Consider the following 19,996-nt stretch of genomic DNA (forward strand, 5'->3'; position numbering starts at 1 on the left):
ATGCATCCCCAACTGCCTATCGACGTCGATCCGGACACCGGCGTCTGGACCACCGACGCGCTGCCGATGCTCTACGTGCCGCGCCATTTCTTCACGAACAACCATGTCGCCGTCGAGGAAGCGCTCGGCCGCGACACCTACGCGGAGATCCTGTACCAGGCCGGCTACAAGTCCGCGTATTTCTGGTGCGACAAGGAAGCGAAACAGCACGGCATTGCCGGCATGGCGGTGTTCGAGCACTACCTGAACCGTCTGTCGCAACGCGGCTGGGGCCTCTTCAGGATCGTCGAAGCCGATCCGGCGAGCTCGCATGCGCGGATCGAACTGCGCCACTCGTCGTTCGTGCTCGCGCAGCCGGGCAAGGCGGCCAAGCTCTGCTATATGTTCGCCGGCTGGTTCGCGGGCGCGATGGACTGGGTCAACGATACCGTGCCCGACGGCGCACGCAAGGGTCCGCGTTCGCAATCGAAAGAAGCGCGCTGCGCGGCGGAAGGACACGAGCACTGCGTGTTCGAAGTATCGCCGCTCGCGTCGTGATGCCGCACGCACGATAGCGTAGCGCGCAACCGGCGGGCGCAGCCCGCCTATTTATTCCGAGCATTCCGAGGTCGATCGCGATGCGTTACCCGAACCTTTTCAAGCCGCTTACGTTGAACAAGCTGACGCTGCGCAACCGCATCGTCAGCACCGCGCACGCGGAGGTCTATGCGGAGCCGGGCGGGCTGCCCGGCGACCGTTATATCCGCTACTACGAGGAAAAGGCGAAGGGCGGCGTCGGGCTCGCGGTGTGCGGCGGATCGAGCCCGGTGTCGATCGACAGCCCGCAAGGGTGGTGGAAATCGGTGAATCTCGCCACCGATCGCATCGTCGATCCGCTCGCGCGGCTCGCCGAAGCGATGCACGCGCACGGCGCGAAAATCATGATTCAGGCCACCCACATGGGACGCCGCTCGGCGTTTCACGGCGAGCACTGGCCGCATCTGATGTCGCCGTCCGGCGTGCGCGAGCCCGTGCATCGCGGCAACGCGAAGATCATCGAAGTGGAAGAGATTCGCCGCATCATCGGCGACTTCGCGGCGGCCGCGAAGCGCGTGAAGGATGCGGGCATGGACGGCATCGAAATCTCGGCCGCGCATCAGCATCTGATCGATCAGTTCTGGAGCCCGCGCACCAACTTCCGCACCGACGAATGGGGCGGCTCGCTCGAAAATCGTCTGCGCTTCGGCGTCGAAGTGTTGCAGGCGGTGCGCGAGGCCGTGGGCGCGGATTTTTGCGTCGGCCTGCGCATGTGCGGCGACGAGTTCCATGAAGATGGGCTCGATCACGAACAGTTGAAGGAAATCGCCCAGGCGATGAGCGACAGCGGCCTGATCGACTATCTCGGCGTGATCGGCTCCGGCGCGGACACGCACAACACGCTCGCCAACTGCATGCCGCCGATGGCGCTGCCGCCCGAACCGTTCGTGCATCTCGCGGCCGGCATCAGGCAGGTCGTGAACGTGCCGGTGATGCACGCGCAAAGCATTCGCGACGCCGGCCAGGCCGAGCGGTTGCTGGCGAACGGGATGGTCGACCTCGTCGGCATGACGCGCGCGCAGATCGCCGATCCGCATATGGTCATCAAGATCCGCGATGGCCGAGAGGACGAAATCAAGCAATGTGTCGGCGCGAATTACTGCATCGACCGTCAGTACAACGGGCTCGACGTGCTGTGCGTGCAGAATGCCGCGACCTCGCGCGAGGCGACGATGCCGCACGTGATCGCGAAATCGCGCGGGCCGAAGCGCAAGGTCGTCGTGGTCGGCGCGGGGCCTGCCGGGCTCGAAGCGGCGCGCGTCGCGAAGTCGCGCGGCCACGATGTGGTGCTGTTCGAGAAGAACGATTACGTCGGCGGCCAGATCATGCTCGCCGCGAAAGCGCCGCAGCGCGAGCAGATGGCGGGCATCGTGCGCTGGTTCGACATGGAGACGAAGCGTCTCGGCGTCGACCGGCGTCTCGGTGTTGCCGCCGACGAGAAAACCATCATGGCCGAGAAGCCGGACATCGTCGTGCTGGCCACCGGCGGGTCGGCATTCACATCGCAGATCGCGGCGTGGGGTGTCGACGCGGGCCTGGCGGTCAGTTCATGGGACGTGCTCGCGGGCAACGTCGAGCCGGGCAGAAACGTGCTCGTGTACGACGGCGTCAGCACGCATGCGGGCGCGGGCGTGGCCGATTTCATCGCGAGCCGCGGCGCGAACGTGGAGATCGTCACGCCGGACGTGAAGGTCGCCGACGACGTCGGCGGCACCACGTTCCCGATCTTTTACCGCCGCCTGTACGCGCAGGGCGTGATCCACACGCCGAATTACTGGCTCGACAAGGTGTACGAGGAAGACGGCAGGAAAATCGCCGTGATCCGCAACGAGTACACCGAGGAGCAGGAAGAGCGCGCGGTCGATCAGGTGGTGATCGAAAACGGCAGCACGCCGAACGACCAGCTTTACTGGAAGCTGAAACCGGAGTCGGTCAATCACGGCCAGGTCGACGTGCACAAGCTGTTCGCGTCCGAACCGCAGCCGTGCCTCAACGAAGAGCTCGGCAACGGCCGCTTCCTGCTGTTCCGCGTCGGCGACTGCATCTCGATGCACAACATTCACGGCGCGATCTATGACGCGCTGCGCCTTTGCAAGGATTTCTGACGATGAGCCCCGCGTTTGTCATCACCGTCCTGCTGTGGGTGTCGGTGGCCGGCCTCGCGTTCGCGCTCGCACGCCGTGCCGCCTACTGGCGCGAGGGCCGCGCGACGGCCGCCGGTGCCTACGGCTGGGTCAATCTGCTGGCGATTCCGAAGCGCTACTTCGTCGACCTGCACCACGTGGTCGCGCGCGATCCGTATATCGCGCGCACGCACGTCGCCACCGCGGGCGGCGCGATCCTCGCAATGGCGCTCGTGTTCGTCAACTACGGCCTCGCGATCTATTCGCGGTGGCTCGACAGGCTGATCCTGCTCGCCGCGCTCGCGATGCTGATCGGCGTGGTGTTCGTCTGGCGCCGCCGGCATGGCGCAAAGGCGGTGCCGGCGCGGCTCTCGCGCGGGCCGTGGGATCAGTTGCCGCTGCTGCTCGGCGCGTTCGCGCTCGGCCTCGCGCTGTTTGTCGCATTGCCCGCGACGGCGATGTCCGGCGCGCTGGCCGTGGTCGTCGCGCTGCTGATCGCGGCGGGCGCATTCGCGATGACGTTCGGCGCGGCGCGCGGCGGTCCGATGAAACATGCGTTGGCGGGTTTGCTGCACCTCGCGTTTCATCCGCGTCAGGAGCGCTTTACCGATTTTGCCGGCGCGCGTAGTGAGCGCGACGCTCGCAACGATCCCGGCGCCGTGCCGCCCACCGCGCTGAAAACGCCACTGCTCGACGCGAAAGAATACGGCGTCGGCACGCCGGTCGAATTCCGCTGGAACCAGTTGCTCGGTTTCGACGCCTGCGTGCAATGCGGCAAATGCGAAGCGGCGTGCCCCGCGTTCGTGGCCGGTCAGCCGCTGAACCCGAAGAAGCTGATTCAGGATCTGGTGACCGGCATGGTCGGCGGCACCGATGCGCAATACGCGGGCAGCCCGACGCCCGGTATTCCGGTCGGCCAGCATGCGGGCGCGCCCGGCAAGCCGCTGGTTTCGAGCCTGATCGAAGCGGACACGCTGTGGTCCTGCACGACCTGCCGTGCGTGCGTGCAGGAGTGCCCGATGCTGATCGAGCACGTCGATGCGATCGTCGACATGCGCCGCAACCAGACGCTCGTCGAGGGCAGCGTGCCGGGCAAGGGACCGGCGACGCTCGCGAATCTGCGCGAAACCGGCAGCGCGAACGGTTACGACATCGGCGCGCGTTACGACTGGGCCGTCGATCTGCAGGTGCAGGTCGCGCAGCCGGGCCGTCACGTCGACGTGCTGCTGATCGCCGGAGAGGGCGCGTTCGACATGCGCTATCAGCGCACGCTGCGCGCGCTCGTCAAGGTGCTGAACCGCGCGGGTATCGACTATGCGGTGTTGGGCGGCGTCGAAACCGATACCGGCGACACCGCGCGGCGTCTCGGCGACGAGGCGACCTTCCAGCAGCTCGCCCGCGCGCTGATCGGCACGCTCGCGCAATACTCGTTCGAGCGGATCGTCACCGCCGATCCGCACGTGCTGCATAGCCTGCGCAACGAATATCGCGCGCTCGGCGGCTTCTATCAGGTGCAGCACCATACGGCGCTGATCGACGAACTCGTCACGAACGGCAAGCTGTCGCCGCGCGCGGCCGCCGCTTACACCGAGCGCCGGATCACCTATCACGACCCGTGCTATCTCGGCCGCTACAACGGCGAAACGGAAGCGCCGCGCCGGGTGCTGAAGAGCATCGGCATCGAGGTGATCGAGATGGAGCGTCACGGCATGCGCGGGCGCTGCTGCGGCGGTGGCGGTGGCGCGCCGTTGACCGATATCCCGGGCAAGCGGCGGATTCCCGATATCCGTATCGACGACGCGCGCGCGAGCGGCGCCGAGATCGTCGCGGTGGGCTGCCCGAATTGCACGGCGATGCTCGAAGGGGTGGTGGGACCGCGTCCGGAAGTGCTGGACGTGGCCGAACTGGTCGCCGCGGCGCTGGAGTAACGCGATGAATACGCTCAAACGAATCGATCCGCGCCGCCCGTTCATCGTGACCGCGCAGGGTCTCAGGCGCATTACGCTCGGCGTTGCCGGCGTGGTGGATACCGCGCATGCATCGAATACGGCGGCATTCGACGCGCGTCACACCACGCGCCGCGACCAGCCGAAACCGCGCCGCACCACGGCCGCGCCACAACAGGTGCTGCTGGTCGCCGCGCATGCCGACCGAGGCGCGCTCGATGATCACACGCGTCAAACGCTGGCGGCCGCCGCGCTGATCGCGAACGCGCATACCGAAGTCGTGCTGCTGGTGTTCGGCGAATTCACCGGCGACGCCGCCGCGCTCGGCGCCGACAAGCTGATCGAACTGCCGATGTTCGATCGCCGCGTCTATGCGCCGACCGATGAGCTGAATGCGCTGGCCGCCTGCGTCGCAGCCTATGCGCCGGTCCATATTTTTTTGCCCGACAACGTGACCGCCGACGGCGACCTCGGCCGTCGCTACGCGGCTGCCGCGAATGCGAGCGTTGCGACGCACGTCGTCGAGATCGATGCCGCGCATGTCGCCACCTATGTTCACGCGCATACGGCGCTCGCGACGCGCGCGTTGCCCGAAGTCGTGCTGCTCGCGCCCCATGCCGTCGATCCGAAGTTGCCGTTCGTCGGCGCGGGCGAGCGGGTGGTGTGGCGTTTCGACCGTGAAGCCGGGGCCACGGCGGCGCAAAGCGCGGTGCGCGATCTCGGCATCGACGAAATCGACGCCGCGCAGGTCGCGTTGGAAGAGGCGGACTTCATCGTCTCGGCGGGCAACGGTGTGAGCGACGTGCCCGCGTTCGAACGGCTCGCGGCGACGCTGGGCGCGGCGATCGGCGCCAGCCGCGTGGCCGTCGACGACGGCAGGTTCACGCGCGACAAGCAGATCGGCGCGACCGGCAAGACCGTCGACGCGACCGTATATATCGCGTTCGGCATTTCCGGCGCGGTGCAGCATCTGCAGGGCATCAAGGATTGCCGTCATGTGATCGCGGTGAATCTCGACGCGAGCGCGCCGATCACGAAACGCGCGAATCTCACGGTGATCGCGGATGCGCGGGAAGTCATCGCGGCGCTCGACGAAGCAGCGGCCGCGGCGCGCGGCGCGCGCGCCACTTCCGCCGCACTGCTGGATCCGGGCAAGGTCGCCGAAGGAGCATTCGCATGAGAGTCGCCGTTCTGGTTTCGGTCGGACGTCATCCGGTCAGCGGCGTCGCACGCTATAGCCGCAACGACGCGGCCGCGCTGACGATCGCGCTGTCGCTCGTCAGAACGCACGCTGCGACACTCGACGTGCTGCACGCGGGCGATCCGTCGAACCCCGCGCTGAGCGAGTATCTGGCGCTCGGCGCGCGTTCGGTCGAAGTGCTGGAAACCGCCGCCGATGCCGATCCGGTCGCGCCGCTCGCCGCTCGTCTGCGCGGCTACGACCTGATCCTCACCGGCACGCGCGCGGAAGGCGCGTTCGACAGCGGCATGCTGCCGTATCGCGTCGCGCGGGCGCTCGGGCTGCCGCTCGTCGGCGCCGCCGTCGATCTGGGCGTGCGCGACGGCTGCGCGCAGGTTCGTCAATTCATGCCGAAGGGCGTGCGCCGGCGCGTCGAAGCGCGGCTGCCCGCGCTGATCGCCGTGCATCCGCTCGCGAACGCCGCGCCGTCGTATGCGTATGCGCGGCTGCGGGAGGGCACGATCCAGCGCGCGGGCACGCCAACCGCGAATGCCCGGTGCGCCGATTATCCCGACCACACCGACCACACCGGCGCCCCCGCGTGGAACATCCGTGCCGCGACCACGAAACCGGTGCGCCTCGCCGCCGCCGAAAAGCGTTCGGGCCATGCCCGCATGCTGTCGGCGACGACCACCGAGAGCCGCGGCGGCAGCGTCGTAATTGAAGGGAGTTCCGTCGAAAAAGCACAAGTGATCCTCGCGTATTTGCGCGAGCATCAGCTCGTGGATTACTGAATTCCGCTTTTCCGATTCGGGCCGGCATGCGACCAGGAAGGGCCTGGCGCGGCGCCAGACGTGATACGCAACGGAGCACACAATGAAAGTTTCCGCAGACGTTCGCGCAATGATCGAACGCCGCAAGCAGAATTACACGCTGGAGGCGCCGCTCTACACGAGCGAGTCGATTTTCGCGCTCGACATGGAGGCGATTTTCCGCCAGCACTGGATTCAGGTCGCGGTCGAGCCCGACGTGCCCGAACCCGGCGACTACGTGACGGTGGAGATCGGCGACGACTCGATCCTGATCGTGCGCGACGACGACATGCAGGTACGCGCGTTTCATAACGTGTGCCGTCATCGCGGCGCGCGCCTGTGCAATACCGGCAAGGGTTCGCTCGGCAATATCGTGTGCCCTTACCATAGCTGGACCTATAGCCTGACCGGCGAGCTGATGTTCGCCGAACACATGGGCGAGCAGTTCGAGCGCTGCAAACATAGCCTGAAAGCGGTGCACGTCGAAAATCTCGCCGGGCTGATCTTCATCTGCCTCGCCGATCGGCCGCCCGCCGACTTCCCGGTGATGCGCGCCGCGATGGAGCCGTATCTGTTGCCGCACGATCTGGCCGGCTGCAAGATCGCGGCGTCGATCGACATCATCGAGGAGGGCAACTGGAAGCTCACGATGGAGAACAACCGCGAGTGCTATCACTGCGTGGCGAACCATCCGGAACTGACGGTTTCCCTGTACGAGTACGGCTTCGGTTATCAGCGCACGCCGGCCAATGAAGAGGGCATGGCCGCGTTCCAGGAGACGGTGGCGCGCCGCACCGCGCAATGGGAGGCGATGCAGTTGCCGTCGGCGGAAATCGACCGGCTCGCCGATCTCGTCACCGGATTTCGCACGCAACGCCTGCCGCTCGATCGCGACGGCGAATCGCAGACGCTCGACGCGAAGGTCGCGTCGAAGAAGCTGCTCGGCGGCTTCGAGCTGGCCGATCTCGGCGGACTGTCGTTCTGGACCCAGCCGAATTCGTGGCATCACTTCATGAGCGATCACATCGTCAGTTTCTCGGTGATTCCGCTGGCGGCCGGCAAAACGCTGGTGCGCACCAAGTGGCTGGTGCACAAGGACGCGCGCGAAGGCATCGATTACGACGTCGATAATCTGACTGCCGTGTGGCGCGCGACCAACGACCAGGACCGCGCGCTCGTCGAATATTCGCAGCGCGGCGCGATGAGCAGCGCGTACGAGCCGGGTCCGTATTCGCCGTTCACGGAAGGGCTCGTCGAAAAATTCTGCGAGTGGTATATCGGCCGTCTCGCGGATTACGATGCCGACCCGCGGGCTTCGCATGGCGAGAAAGTCGTGTCGTTCGCGCGTTGAGCGCGTCACTGCAATGAGGAACGCGAGACAACCATGATGCGCGATCAGGCGACCTTCCAGCCAGGTGTCGAACCAGGAATCGAACCCGGCATCGGGCAGCGTTCAGGCGCCGCGGCGAGCCGCGTCACGCAGCCGCGTTTCTGGGACGCGCTGCCCGCGCGCTGGAATCGCGACGCCGACGACACGCTGGTGTGCTGCCAGGTCCGCAACGAAACGCACGACGTGAAGAGCTTTCTCTTCCGCGCGCCATCCGAGCGGGCGTTCGTCTTCGAGCCGGGGCAATTCATCACGCTGGAGCTGGAGATCGATGGCGAGCCGGTCAATCGCTGCTACACGATCTCGTCGCCGCCCACGCGTCCGCATACGATTTCGATCACCGTGAAGCGGGTGCCGGGCGGCAAGGTGTCCAACTGGCTGCATGACAATCTGCATGCGGGCATGCAGGTGCGCGTGCTGGGGCCGGCCGGAGAATTCACCTGCGCGCGGCATCCGGCGCGCAAGTTCCTGTTTCTGTCGGCGGGCTCGGGCATTACGCCGCTAATGTCGATGAGCCGCGCGCATCATGAACTCGGTGAGGACAGCGACATCGTGTTCGTGCATAGCGCGCGCACGCCGGACGACATCATCTTCGCGCGCGAGCTCGATCTGATCGCCGCGAATCAGGCGCACTTCCGCACCGCCTTCGTGTGCGAGCGGGTGGGCACGCGGACCAACTGGCCCGGCATCACCGGCTTTCTGTCGTTGCCGCTGCTCAGGCTGATCGCGCCGGATTTTCTCGAGCGCGAGATTTTCACCTGTGGTCCCGCGCCGTATATGCAGGCGGTGCGCACGTTGCTCGACGAAGGCGGCTTCGATCGCAAGCATTATCACGAGGAAAGCTTTTCGTTCGAGGCCGTGAGCGAAGTGGCCGCGCCACTGGCGCAAGCGCATGTTGCCGATGCGTTGCAGGACGCGGGCGCAATGGCGAATGCAGAAGCGGATGCAGTTCCGGCCGTCGCCCCGGTCGAAACGCAAACGCGCTTCAAGGTGAGCTTTGCGCGCAGTCGTCGCGAGATCGAATGCGGCGGCGGCCAGCATGTGCTCGACGCGGCGAAGCAGGCAGGTCTGCGGCTGCCGGCATCGTGTACGCAAGGCATGTGCGGCACCTGCAAGGTGAAGCTCGTCTCCGGCGAGGTGGCGATGAAGCACGCAGGCGGTATCCGTCAGCGCGAGATCGATCAGGGCATGGTGCTGCTGTGCTGCAGCAAGCCGCTGACCGATCTCGTCGTCGACAAATAGCGCGTGAATAGCGCGCGAACAGCGCGAAAAGCACGGGGCGGTGGACGTGGAAGTCGCGCGCGGACAACTGCATGTCGTAAAACGACGCTACCCGGCAATTCTGGCTGGCGATTCTGAATGCGCGATGAGCGGTTCGAGGGCAAACACGTCAATGGGCAAACGGGTGAACGGGAGAACGTCGATGAGACTGATCGGAAAGATTGTGGTGGCGAGCGCGTTGGGTGCGATGCTGGCGGCGGCTAGTGTGAGCGTGTCGGCCGATTCGAAGCCGACCATCAAGATCGGCTACGTGGAGGGCTGGGACGATAGCGTCGCGACGTCGAACGTGGCCGCGCGGGTGATCGAAAAACGCCTCGGCTACCAGGTGCAACTGGTGCCGGTCGCGGCGGGCGTAATGTGGCAGGGCGTGGCACGCGGCGATCTCGACGCGACGTTGTCCGCATGGCTGCCGGTCACGCACGGCGCGTACTGGAACAACTTCAAGGACAAGGTGGTCGACCTCGGCCCGAACTTCAACGACGCGAAGATCGGTCTGATCGTGCCGGAGAATGCGGACGTGACGAGCGTCGGCGATCTGGAGGCGAAGAAGGCGGAATTCGGCGCGCGCATCGTCGGCATCGACGCCGGCGCGGGCGTGATGCAGAAAACCAGCGAAGCGATCAAGGCCTATGGGCTCGACTATCAGTTGATGCCGAGTTCCGGCAGTGCGATGACCGCGGAACTGGCGCGTTCGGAGGCGGCCAGCAAGCCGATCATCGTGACGGGCTGGAAGCCGCACTGGATGTTCGCGAAGTACAAGCTGAAATTCCTCGACGATCCGAAGAAGGTATTCGGCGAAGCGGAGCACGTGGATAGCGTGGTGAATCCCGAGCTCGAGAAAAAGGCGCCGACGGTGGTCGCGTTCCTGAAGAAGTTTCAATGGAAGCCGGGCGAGATCGACACGGTGATGCTCGCGACGCAGAACGGCGAAAAACCGACCGCGGCCGCCGACGCGTGGATCAGCGCGCATTCGGACCGGGTGGATAGCTGGGTGAAATGAAGCCGCGAGTCGGGCAACGAGCCGACCCGAAGAAATGAACGCGAGCGGGTCGGCGGGGGCGGCGCAAGCACGGCAAAGCGCCGCCTCGACGTCTGATTCCAACCGATTCAAACCGTTTTCAGAATCCTGGGCCGTAAGTCGCTGTTCGACACGGCCGCGCCAACCGGCGTTTCTTCCTTCGCCCTGTGTAACGACAGATAGCGCAGACAGCAGACTCGCAGGAAAGAGGCGAAGTTGGCCGGCGGCTCGCCGCGCAGTGCGATCAATTCGTCATATAGTTTGACCGCGAACTGGCTCGTCGTCATGTTTTCGCGCGCGGCCACTTCCTGCAGCACATCCCAGAAGAGGTTTTCCAGCCTGACGGTCGTGATCACCCCATGAACACGTAGCGAGCGCGTGCGCGATTCGTAGAGGATCGGGTCGGCGTTGATGTAGATCTGGCACATGATCGGTCTCCTTAGTCTCCTTCGTCTCCGTCGTCTCCGTTGGAGAAGTCGCTTCCACAAACATACGCTCGAACCTACCGCCGGGCAAACGCGGCCTTCACGCGCCGCATCTGCCCGCCCGGGCTCCCGGGTACCGGCTCGTCGTCAGATCGCGCGGCGCTTTATCTGGTCCGCGATGTAGTCGGACTGACGGATCGCGAGCGTGACGATCGTCAGCGTCGGGTTTTCGGCGGCGCCCGTCGTGAACTGGCTGCCGTCGGACACGAACAGGTTGCGCACGTCATGCGTCTGTCCGTGCGCATTGCACACGCCGTCTTCCGGTTTCGCGCTCATCCGGCAGGTGCCGAGGTTGTGCGTCGAAGGATAGGGCGGCACGCGGTAGACCGTCTTCGCGCCCACCGCCTCGTACACCGCCGAGCCCTGTTTGAACGCGTGCTCGCGCATCGCCTCGTCGTTCGGGTGATCGTCGAAATGGACGTTCGGAACGGGCTGGCCGTACTGGTCCTTCACGCTGTGGTTGAGGGTCACGCGATTGCCGGCGCGCGGCATGTCTTCGCCGACGATCCACATGCCGGCCGTGTTCGCGTACTGGTCCATCGCCCGCGTGAAGGTGGGTCCCCAGGCGCCCGGATCCAGGAAGGCGGCATAGAACGGCAATCCGAGCGAGATCGTTTCCATGTGGTAACCGCCGACGAAGCCGCGCTTCGGATCGTTCTTCGCCTCGTCCTCGATGATGCCGGCCATCGTCGTGCCCTTGTACATATCGACCTTCTGTTCGAACGTCGCATACACGGAGCCGGTCGTGTGCCGCATGTAGTTGCGTCCCACCTGCCCGGACGAGTTCGCGAGGCCGTCCGCGAACTTGCCCGAATGGGAGTTCAGCAGCAGACGCGGCGTCTCGATCGTGTTGCCCGCGACCGCGACGACACGCGCCTTCTGGCGTTGCAGCTTGCCCCGCGCGTCGTAATAGAGCACGCCTGTGACCTTGCCGCGCGCGTCGTGCTCGATCCGCACCGCATGCGCTTGCGGGCGCAGCTCCAGATGGCCGGTGGCTTGCCCGCGCGGCAGCTCCGTATAGAGTGTCGACCACTTGGCGCCGGTGCGGCAGCCCTGGAAGCAGAAGCCGCGCTGGAAGCAATGACTGCGATCGTCGCGCACGATGCTGTTGATCCCCATGTGGCCCGTGTTGCACTGCGTGTAGCCGACTTTCGCGGCGCCGGCCGCCATCACCTTGAAGTTGTTGTTGCCGGGAAGACCCGGCAACCCGTTGGTGCGGGTGACGCCGAGCTTTTTCTCGGCGCGGTCGTAGTAGGGGTCGAGCTCCTCGCGCGTGAGCGGCCAGTCGAGCAGCGTCGCGCCTTGCACGTCACCGTAGACCGTGCGCGCCTTGAACTCGTGCGGCTGGATCCGCAGGCTCGCGCCGGCCCAGTGCGTCGACGTGCCGCCCACTGTCTTGCAGATCCACGCGGGCAGGTTCGGAAAATCTTTGGCGATGCGCCACGTACCTGACGTCGTGCGCTTGTCCAGCCACGACAGCAACTGGAACGAGCCCCATTCGTCGGTCACGTAGTCGGCCTGCGTATGAAGCGCGCCCGCCTCGAGCACGACGACGTCGATACCTTTCTGCGCGAGTTCGTTCGCGAGCGTGCCGCCGCCCGCACCCGAGCCGATGACGACCACCACATTGCCGTCGTTGAGCGCGAAGCGCTTCTGGTTCAGATCCATGATCGGTCTCCTTAGCTGTCTTTCGGAAGCGGGCCGCTTTCGTCGGCCGGGGGATCGGGCAGCCAGGACAGATCGTTGAAGCCCTTGTGCAGGTAGCCGCCGTCGCCCTCGGATGCGCCGTAGCCGAAGTGCTGGTAAGCCATTTCATTGCTGTACAGCGACACGATGGCGGTGCTGCGCACCGTCGTGAAGAACGGCGTGCCGGCCAGCGCGGCGACGTCGCGCGCCTGCGCCGCGCTGTCGCGCTTCGACCAGTCCGCGCCGCCGGCGCCGGCGTCGAGCTGTTTGACGCCGTCGGCCAGTTGCTGGCGCACGGCGGGATCCTTCCGCGCCTTCGCGTCGAGATCCTTGACGACGAGCGCGTAGACCGCGTCGTCGAGCGTCGCATGCGGATAGAGCTGGCGCGTGAACGCGAGCAGCACGTTGCCCTGGTGCGTGTCGAGGCCTTGCAGTTCGAGCGCCCATACGCGGCTCGGCGCCAGCATCGCGAGCGTGGACGACAGCGCCAGCGTGCCGGTCAGCACGCCCGTGCCTTTGAGCAGTTCCCGACGCGTGAGCCTGATGCGCATCGCGCTTTCGACCGCGCGCCCGTCCGGGTCGCGAGCGATCGGTATGATCGTGGGGGTCATGGTTGTCTCCTACTTTTATGGATCTCATGCCATGCAGCGCACAGGCATGATGCAGCGCACGGTCGCTAGCGATAGTGCCCGTGTCTTTCCAGCACTTCTATCTTGTAGCCGTCGGGGTCCTGGATGAAGAAGTAACGGGCGATCAGCGAGCCGTCGTCCGCATGGAATTCGCGCAGATCGTTCGGCGCGAGGCCCTGGTCGAGAAGGCGCTGCCGGTCGGCCTTCGCATCGTCGACGACGAAGGCCACGTGGCCGTAGCCGTCGCCATGCGAATACGGCTCGGCGCGTCCCTTGTTCCACGTGAGTTCGATTTCCGTGTCGGCCTCGTCGTTGCGCAGATAGGCGAGCGTGAAATCGGGGAAGTCGAGCCGGTGCGAGACCTTGAAATCGAAAACTTTCTCGTAGAAATCCAGCGAGCGCGCCAGGTCCCGCACGCGAATCATCGTGTGAATGAGCTTGGGCATGTGTCTCCTCCGTCCGCGGTCGGGGCAGCGCGGCTGACGTGCGTTGCACGCGGTAACGTCAGTTTAGGCGCGCGGACGGAAGGCAGGTAATGGCCGGCTAAATCCGCATCGGGACTAGCCCTTATAGCGATCTGGGCGGCAGGCGGCATGTTCCGCGAGTTGCGGCGCAGCAAGCCGCGAATTTCCGGCCCATCACGCTGCACGGCGGCGTTTTTCCGCCTATCGCAGCACGACGGTGCGATCGCCGTTGATGAACACGCGCCGCTCGACGAACGCCTTGACCGCGCGCGCGAGCGTGATGCATTCGACGTCGCGTCCGGTGGCCAGCAGGCGCTCGGGGCTGTACGAGTGATCGACGCGTTCCACTTCCTGCTCGATGATCGGACCTTCGTCGAGATCGTCGGTGACGAAATGCGCGGTCGCGCCGATCAGTTTGACACCCCGCGCATGAGCCTGATGGTATGGCTTCGCGCCCTTGAAGCCGGGCAGAAACGAATGGTGGATGTTGATCGCGCGCGCGGCGAGCGCGCGGCTCGTTTCGGCGGACAGGATCTGCATGTAGCGCGCGAGAATCAGCAGCTCCGCGCCGGACGTTTCGAACAGCTCGACGAGACGCGCTTCCTGCTGCGGCTTCGTGTTCGCGGTGATCGGCAAATGATGGAACGGCAGGCCGTGTTGCACTGCGAGTGGTTCGAGATCGCGATGATTCGAGCCGATGCCGACGATGTCCATTTTCAGCTCGCCCATGCGCCAGCGAAACAGCAGGTCGGCGAGACAGTGTTCGAGTTTCGACACCATGATCAGCACCTTCGGCCGGGCAGCGAGGTCGTGTATCGCCCACATCATCCGGAAGCGTTCGGCGATCGGCGTGAATTCGCTTTTCAGCGTGGGAACGTGCAGCGCGCCGTCGTGATCGACGCGATGAAAGACACAGCGCACGAAGAAGCGCTCGCTGAGTTCGTCGTCGAATACGGTGAGTTCGTCGACATAGCAATGGTGCCGGTCGAGAAAGCCGACGACGGCGGCAACCTGGCCCGCCGCGCTCGGGCACGCGACGGTGAGAACCAGTTGAGCGGGACGGGACATCACGGACATGGGCGCTCCACGTTGACGTAAGGCGACGCCACGGGACGCGGCGCGCATCATCGTCGCAGTAGAGCAAACCGGCCGATTGCGTGGATAGAAGCTAACCGCCGTCGCAATGGAACGGGCGCGCCAGGGCAAGCGGCATTCGTTCTAGGCCCTTTCCACGGCCAGCCGGCGCTTGAGCGTATCGATCAACGCGCGCACCTTCGCCGGCGGATGACTGGTCGGCGGAAACACGGCCTGAATGCTCGCGGGCGCGCTCGCCCATTCCGGCAGGAGCCGGATCAGCCGTCCGGCGGCGACGTCGCCGCCGATCGAAAAGTCCGTCAACAGGCCGACGCCGCCGCCCGCGAGCGTCGCCGCGCGGCAGGCGTCGGCGGTGTCGACGAGCAATGCGGCTGCGCAGCGCACGCTGGCGCTCTGGCCGTCGACGTGCCGCAGATCGAGTGTGAGCGGGCGCGGCAGCACCGACAACGCGCAGTAGGGCAGCGCCGCCAGATCGGCCGGCGCGCGCGGCATCCCCCACGTCTGCACGAATTCCGGACTCGCGACGAGCCACTTGACGTAGCTGCCGAGCTTGACCGCGCGATAGTTGGAATCCGCGAGACGTCCGAGCCGGATCGCCACGTCGATGCCGTCGGCGATCAGATCGACGTACTGGTCGCTGCCCAGCAGCTCGATATCGAGTTGCGGATGCGCGCGCCGCAATTCGACCAGCGCGGGCGCGACGGCGAGCGCGCCGTAATCGATCGGCGCGCTCACGCGCAGCGTGCCGCGCACCGGCGCGGTTTCGCCGCTGACCGCATTGAGCGCGTCTTCGGCGGCGTGCAGGATCTTCACGCTCGCTTCGTAAAACGCGCGGCCCGCTTCGGTGACGCCGAGCCGCCGCGTCGTGCGCACGAGCAGGCTCGCGCCGACTTCGGCCTCGAGCCGCTGCATATGCGTGCTGACCATCGTTTTGGCGAGCCCGAGCCGCGTGGCCGCGGCGCTCAGCGAGCCCGCGTCGACCACCGCGACGAAAACCGCGAGGCGGTTCAGGTTGACGTTGCGCACATCGGCCATGGTCGATTGTCCATCCTCGCTTGACTGTGTTTCCCGGATTATCGGGCTTCCGCGCGACAGCACCTACGCCTATTCTCGCGGTATCCGTCATTGCTCACCTCATCCCTCATGGAGCCCGCCATGCCCGCCGCCAGACCCGCCCAGCCGATCAGGCTGTTCACGACGCTGCTTTCCGGGCACGGCCATCGCGTGAGGCTGTTTATGAGCCTGCTCGATCTGCCGTTCGAAATCGTCGAGCTGAACATGAAGGCCGGCGACAATCGCACGCCCGGGTACCTCGCGCTGAATCCGTTCGGACAGGTGCCGACGATTCAGGACGGCGACGTGACGCTGTTCGATTCGAACGCGATTCTGATCTATCTGGCGAAGCGCTACGGCGACGCATCATGGCTGCCGGAAGATCCGCGCGGCGCCGCGGCGGTGCAGCGCTGGCTGTCTTTGTGCGCGGGCCAGATCGCGTACGGGCCATGTGCCGCGCGGCTCGTGACCGTGTTCAGCGCGCCGCTCGATCATCGGAATGCGCAGGCCATCGCGGTGAAGCTGTTCGACGTGATCGACCGCGAGCTCGCCGGCAAGCCGTTCGCGGCCGGCGATCACGCGACGATCGCCGATGTCGCCGCGCACACCTATATTGCGCACGCGCCGGAAGGCGGCGTGTCACTGGAGCCGTACCCGTATATTCGCGCGTGGCTGCGTCGCGTGGAGGCGTTGCCGCGTTTCGTCGCGATGCAGCCGACGAAAGCGGGCCTGCTTGCCGACTGACGACTGAGCGTCGCGCGTTTTCCGCCCGCGACGGTCTTTGCACGAGGAGTCCGACCATGTCCGACTTTGTTCCGCTGAATGGCTGGGGCGTCGACGCTTCGCCGTTTCATGCCGGCGAGCAGGCCGCGCAGGAACGCGCGGGCGTGCGCGGCGCGGCGGATGCGATGGGACGTCGGGGGATTCGCCGTTTCATGCTGGAGCAGCATCGCGCGTTCTTTGCCGAGCAGCCGTTCTTCGTGATCGGCGGCGTGGATGCGGGCGGTCAGCCGTGGGCGACGCCGCGGGCCGACGCGCCGGGTTTCGTGTCGTCCCCGGACGAGCGCACGCTGCGCATCGAAGGCGGCGCGTTGCCCGGCGATCCGCTTGCCGATGGCTGGCGCGAAGGAGCAATGTTCGGCGGCCTCGGCATCGAGCCGCGCACGCGGCGTCGCAATCGCGTCAATGGCGTCGTCAAAGCGGTGGAAGGCGACTCGATGCTGATCGAAGTGACGCAGAGCTTCGGCAATTGTCCAAAGTACATCCAGAGCCGCACACCGTTTTCTATTGCACCGGACGTTGCCGTTGCGCATGCGCAGCCCGACATCGCCACCCGGCTCGACGCGGCTGATCGCGAGTTATTGGCGCGCGCGGACACGTTTTTCATCGCCAGTGCGAATCTGAGCGAAGAAGCAGGGCTCGCGCGCGGCGTCGATGTATCGCATCGCGGCGGCGCGCCGGGCTTCGTACGCGTCGACGACGCGAACACGCTGACCACGCCCGACTACAGCGGCAACCGCTTCTTCAATACGATCGGCAACCTCGTGCACGATCCGCGCGCGGGTCTGCTGTTTATCGATTTCGCAAACGGCGATCTGCTGTATCTCGCGGTACGCGCGGAAATCGTCTGGGACGGTGCGGAACTGGCCGCGTTTGCAGGCGCGCAACGACTCGTGCGCTTTCACGTGAACGAAGTGCGGCGCAGCCGCGGCGCGTTGCCGTTGCGGTGGTCGGAAGCAGAGCTGGCGCCGCAGTTTCTGCCGAAGGCGCGTCAAAGCGCATGACGAGCGTCACGGTCGGCGCGCCGTTGCATGCGCGGCAACGAGGCCGCTTTCGCTACCCGTTCCTGATGAGCCGATAAGACACGCCAAGCCGCGTGGCGAGTTGCCACACATAGACTCGCGAATACGAAATACCGAACTGCCGGTTTATAAGTTCCCGCATCCTCGCATTGCTCCAGCCGTCGGCATCGAAACCGTAGTCTCGCGGCGAACCTCTCAGCGCCTGCGCAAGCCATTCGAGATCGGTCATATCCAGCGCGGAATGGCGCCCGCCGACACTCATGTTTCTCAGTGCTTCGAGGCCGCCTTCGTCCAGCAACTTGCGATACCGCTCGACCGTCGTTTTTGCCATGCCCATTTCCTTCGCGACCTGCGCCACCGGCATGCCGTCGAGCAGCTTCTGTCCAGCGGCGAGGCGCCGTGCGACGGTCGGCAAATCGTCATTTGGTCTGGGCATCGCAGCACTCCGCGGTTGGGTTCGCTTACCGCAATGCAATGAATTTTAGAGGTCTACAAAGAGTAGTCGCATAAATTACAGATAATCGAAAAGCCTTTGGCTGTGTCCGGTGAATTAAAAAAACAATCGGCTTTTTTATTCGATAGACATACACGTGATATGCTCATCGAGCACGGCCGTTGGTGTTTGGAAATTTTTCTTTCTGGAACATAAAGATTCCCTTGCGGTTGCAAATAACGTTTGCTAACCTCGTTAAACCGATTTAAACATTTGGTATCTTTAGCAGGTATACCCACCAGCCGCGATTGCTTCGGTATGTTCCATACCTACAAGTCGCGCGGTTCCTTACGTCTGGTGCTTTTTTGCCTGGGCGGCATGTCTTGGCGTCAGGTCGTTTTAACGCGATGCCCTCTGATTCATGAATGTGTTTTAAATGCATTTTTCGATGCAGGGAGCGATATTGCCCGGGGGTTTACCTACAAGGTGCGGACACGGCAACGCATTTTCCGGTCTTTATCGTTCTGGAATGCCAATCGGAGTAACAATCCGCTTAATTGGGCGGTCTTCTGCAATATCCGGAATTACTTTACGCTGGGTCTTTTTAGGCTCGACAGGTATGGCAACGATTTCGTGCCGCGCTCCAAGGTGCCGTTTGGCCCGACTACGCTGATACCGGTTGAAAAGCACGGCCAGTTTTCAGGCCACGGCCACGCTGGCTTTCCGAGGCGCGACACGACGCACGTACAAGCGCATCAGGCGATCGCCGCATTGACTGTGTGCGCGACGTCGGCCGCGCGGCGCCCTTTGTGAAGAAACACAGTCATACCGTGCACTGAGGAGACAGGGTTGCGGGCGGCGGTTTATCGGCGACGGTCATCCGCTGCCGTTGGACGTTGCAATCGTACGGCAAGGAGAACGACATGAACATCGACAGGACCAGGGATATCGCTGCGATGCTGTTGCATGCCGCAAGACGCAGGAAGCTCGTCACTTATCAGCAGCTGCATGCGCTTTTCGGCCGCGGCGAACCGCTGCATAGCCGTTATCGGGCACTGGAGGATGCGGCGCGCTCGCTCAGCGACTGCGCGGCGCTCGACTACGGCTGCCTGATGAGTCTCGACAACGGTCTCCCCGGCGACGATTTCTTCAATCGCTTCAGACGCGGCAGGCCCAGAGAATACGAAAAGGTGATGGGCTTCGCGTCGGCCGGGCGCTCGACGATAAAGAAACGCCTGATTGCCGAGGCCGAGCGCAGACGCGTTTTCGAACATGCGGCGCGGACGGCGGCAAGCGTGAATGCCGGCGACTGGATCGGCGAGCCGGGCAATGCGCGTGTTTCGACGCGTAGTGTGCAGCAAGGTCCCACCGAAGGCTGGAATGACGATCCGCTTGCGCATGCAACGGTCGGCAAGACAACGGCACGACCGGCGATGAGTGCGCTGTCGTGCCGGGGGGCTCGGTAGGGCGGATCTGGACCACCACGATCTTCTTTGACTCAGGAAAACCGGCGGCGGCCGGGCGACGTAAAACACGGTTATACGTAAAGCTGTGCCTCGATGCGCGGCATGTCGAGTTCGAACTGCTCCATCGATTCTGTCAGCAGCATCTCGTGTAGTCGATGGTCCATAGCGCGGCGTGCGGAAACACCGCGATAAAGCGCTGACTTAGCGAACGCGTATCTTCTTCATTCTGCGTCGGGCAGTGGCAGCCATTGCGCGACGATGCCGCTATGTTGCGGACACGCCGCCGCGAGCCGGTAGCATTCGTAAACGGATGCTTGCGGCAGTGCGTAATTTGCCGTTACGGGACTTTTCTGAAAATTTGACGGGTCAGAAAATGGGCAAAAAATCGTCAAACTGGTTTTTAAATAGTCCGGCAGGGCAGGTTGTATGACGAAGCGCCGCGGCCTTTCAGCCGACGTTACAAATACTTGCGAAAAGCAACGGATCAAAACCGACGGAAAGGAGCGGCGATCGCGTTTAAGCCCAGGTTGGTGTCTTCAAACGCTGGCCGTTCAATCTTT

General features: G+C 64.6%; 18 protein-coding genes and 1 pseudogene. 12 read left to right on the forward strand and 7 right to left on the reverse strand.

The features are described 5' to 3' along the window. The 8 genes from QM685_RS17125 to QM685_RS17160 all read left to right on the forward strand — a co-directional run bounded on the left by QM685_RS17125 (nt 1) and on the right by QM685_RS17160 (nt 10,305). Complete coding sequence (locus QM685_RS17125) at nt 1-537, forward strand: DUF5943 domain-containing protein (RefSeq protein ID WP_415117563.1); 537 nt, start codon at nt 1-3, stop codon at nt 535-537. A gap of 80 nt (nt 538-617) precedes the next feature. Further along, nucleotides 618-2,681: an FAD-dependent oxidoreductase gene (locus QM685_RS17130; RefSeq protein WP_415117564.1), complete on the forward strand. Its 2,064-nt coding sequence runs from the start codon at nt 618-620 to the stop codon at nt 2,679-2,681. Between the two features lie 2 nt (nt 2,682-2,683). Continuing rightward, nucleotides 2,684-4,627 (forward strand): (Fe-S)-binding protein, encoded by a 1,944-nt coding sequence (locus QM685_RS17135; RefSeq protein ID WP_415117565.1) that lies wholly within the window; start codon nt 2,684-2,686, stop codon nt 4,625-4,627. 4 nt (nt 4,628-4,631) lie between these two features. Further along, nucleotides 4,632-5,825 carry an electron transfer flavoprotein subunit alpha/FixB family protein gene (locus tag QM685_RS17140; RefSeq protein WP_415117566.1) on the forward strand — a complete coding sequence of 398 codons (1,194 nt, stop codon included), beginning with the start codon at nt 4,632-4,634 and terminating at the stop codon, nt 5,823-5,825. Further along, nucleotides 5,822-6,619 (forward strand): electron transfer flavoprotein subunit beta/FixA family protein, encoded by a 798-nt coding sequence (locus tag QM685_RS17145; protein WP_415117567.1) that lies wholly within the window; start codon nt 5,822-5,824, stop codon nt 6,617-6,619. The genes QM685_RS17140 and QM685_RS17145 overlap by 4 nt, the downstream gene beginning before the upstream one ends. Nucleotides 6,620-6,701: 82 nt before the next feature. Then, nucleotides 6,702-7,988: an aromatic ring-hydroxylating oxygenase subunit alpha gene (locus tag QM685_RS17150; RefSeq protein ID WP_415117568.1), complete on the forward strand. Its 1,287-nt coding sequence runs from the start codon at nt 6,702-6,704 to the stop codon at nt 7,986-7,988. Nucleotides 7,989-8,021: 33 nt separating this feature from the next. Next, the gene (locus QM685_RS17155; RefSeq protein ID WP_415117569.1) at nt 8,022-9,266 is read left to right on the forward strand and encodes an FAD-binding oxidoreductase; all 1,245 of its coding nucleotides are present in this window, start codon (nt 8,022-8,024) and stop codon (nt 9,264-9,266) included. A 181-nt stretch (nt 9,267-9,447) separates the two neighbouring features. Then, the gene (locus QM685_RS17160) at nt 9,448-10,305 is read left to right on the forward strand and encodes a glycine betaine ABC transporter substrate-binding protein (protein WP_415117570.1); all 858 of its coding nucleotides are present in this window, start codon (nt 9,448-9,450) and stop codon (nt 10,303-10,305) included. A gap of 107 nt (nt 10,306-10,412) precedes the next feature. On the opposite strand, the gene QM685_RS17165 is transcribed toward QM685_RS17160, so the two are convergent. From QM685_RS17165 to QM685_RS17190, 6 genes are all read right to left on the reverse strand, one after another. Then, a complete protein-coding gene (locus QM685_RS17165) occupies nt 10,413-10,751 on the reverse strand; it encodes a ribbon-helix-helix domain-containing protein (RefSeq protein WP_415117571.1) in 339 nt (112 codons plus the stop codon). Between the two features lie 144 nt (nt 10,752-10,895). Then, nucleotides 10,896-12,476 (reverse strand): GMC family oxidoreductase, encoded by a 1,581-nt coding sequence (locus QM685_RS17170; protein WP_415117572.1) that lies wholly within the window; start codon nt 12,474-12,476, stop codon nt 10,896-10,898. A gap of 11 nt (nt 12,477-12,487) precedes the next feature. Continuing rightward, nucleotides 12,488-13,105, reverse strand: coding sequence for a twin-arginine translocation signal domain-containing protein (locus tag QM685_RS17175; RefSeq protein ID WP_415117573.1), 618 nt, complete (start codon nt 13,103-13,105; stop codon nt 12,488-12,490). 65 nt (nt 13,106-13,170) lie between these two features. Then, a complete protein-coding gene (locus QM685_RS17180; protein WP_415117574.1) occupies nt 13,171-13,569 on the reverse strand; it encodes a VOC family protein in 399 nt (132 codons plus the stop codon). Nucleotides 13,570-13,788: 219 nt separating this feature from the next. Next, nucleotides 13,789-14,664, reverse strand: coding sequence for a formyltetrahydrofolate deformylase (purU, locus tag QM685_RS17185; protein ID WP_415117575.1), 876 nt, complete (start codon nt 14,662-14,664; stop codon nt 13,789-13,791). A gap of 141 nt (nt 14,665-14,805) precedes the next feature. Next, on the reverse strand, nt 14,806-15,717 hold the full coding sequence (locus tag QM685_RS17190) for a LysR family transcriptional regulator (protein ID WP_415117576.1): 912 nt from the start codon (nt 15,715-15,717) through the stop codon (nt 14,806-14,808). Nucleotides 15,718-15,837: 120 nt separating this feature from the next. Here QM685_RS17190 and QM685_RS17195 point away from each other — a divergent pair, with 120 nt between their 5' ends. Both QM685_RS17195 and QM685_RS17200 read left to right on the forward strand, forming a co-directional pair. Then, a complete protein-coding gene (locus QM685_RS17195) occupies nt 15,838-16,479 on the forward strand; it encodes a glutathione S-transferase family protein (RefSeq protein WP_415117577.1) in 642 nt (213 codons plus the stop codon). Nucleotides 16,480-16,535: 56 nt separating this feature from the next. Next, nucleotides 16,536-17,504, forward strand: a pseudogene (locus tag QM685_RS17200) (pyridoxamine 5'-phosphate oxidase family protein); the annotation flags it as partial. Nucleotides 17,505-17,571: 67 nt separating this feature from the next. Here the strand turns inward: QM685_RS17200 and QM685_RS17205 are convergent. Further along, entirely contained in the window at nt 17,572-17,973 is a 402-nt protein-coding gene (locus QM685_RS17205; RefSeq protein ID WP_415117578.1) for a helix-turn-helix domain-containing protein, read from the reverse strand. Between the two features lie 315 nt (nt 17,974-18,288). On the opposite strand from QM685_RS17205, the gene QM685_RS17210 reads away from it, so the two are divergent. Together QM685_RS17210 and QM685_RS17215 are read left to right on the forward strand one after the other, a co-directional pair. Continuing rightward, a complete protein-coding gene (locus tag QM685_RS17210; protein ID WP_415117579.1) occupies nt 18,289-18,783 on the forward strand; it encodes a hypothetical protein in 495 nt (164 codons plus the stop codon). A 110-nt stretch (nt 18,784-18,893) separates the two neighbouring features. After that, complete coding sequence (locus QM685_RS17215; RefSeq protein WP_415117580.1) at nt 18,894-19,436, forward strand: hypothetical protein; 543 nt, start codon at nt 18,894-18,896, stop codon at nt 19,434-19,436. The last annotated feature ends 560 nt before the right edge of the window (nt 19,437-19,996 follow it).

The sequence above is a fragment of the Paraburkholderia sp. genome (genome assembly GCF_047605525.1).
Lineage (GTDB): Bacteria > Pseudomonadota > Gammaproteobacteria > Burkholderiales > Burkholderiaceae > Paraburkholderia.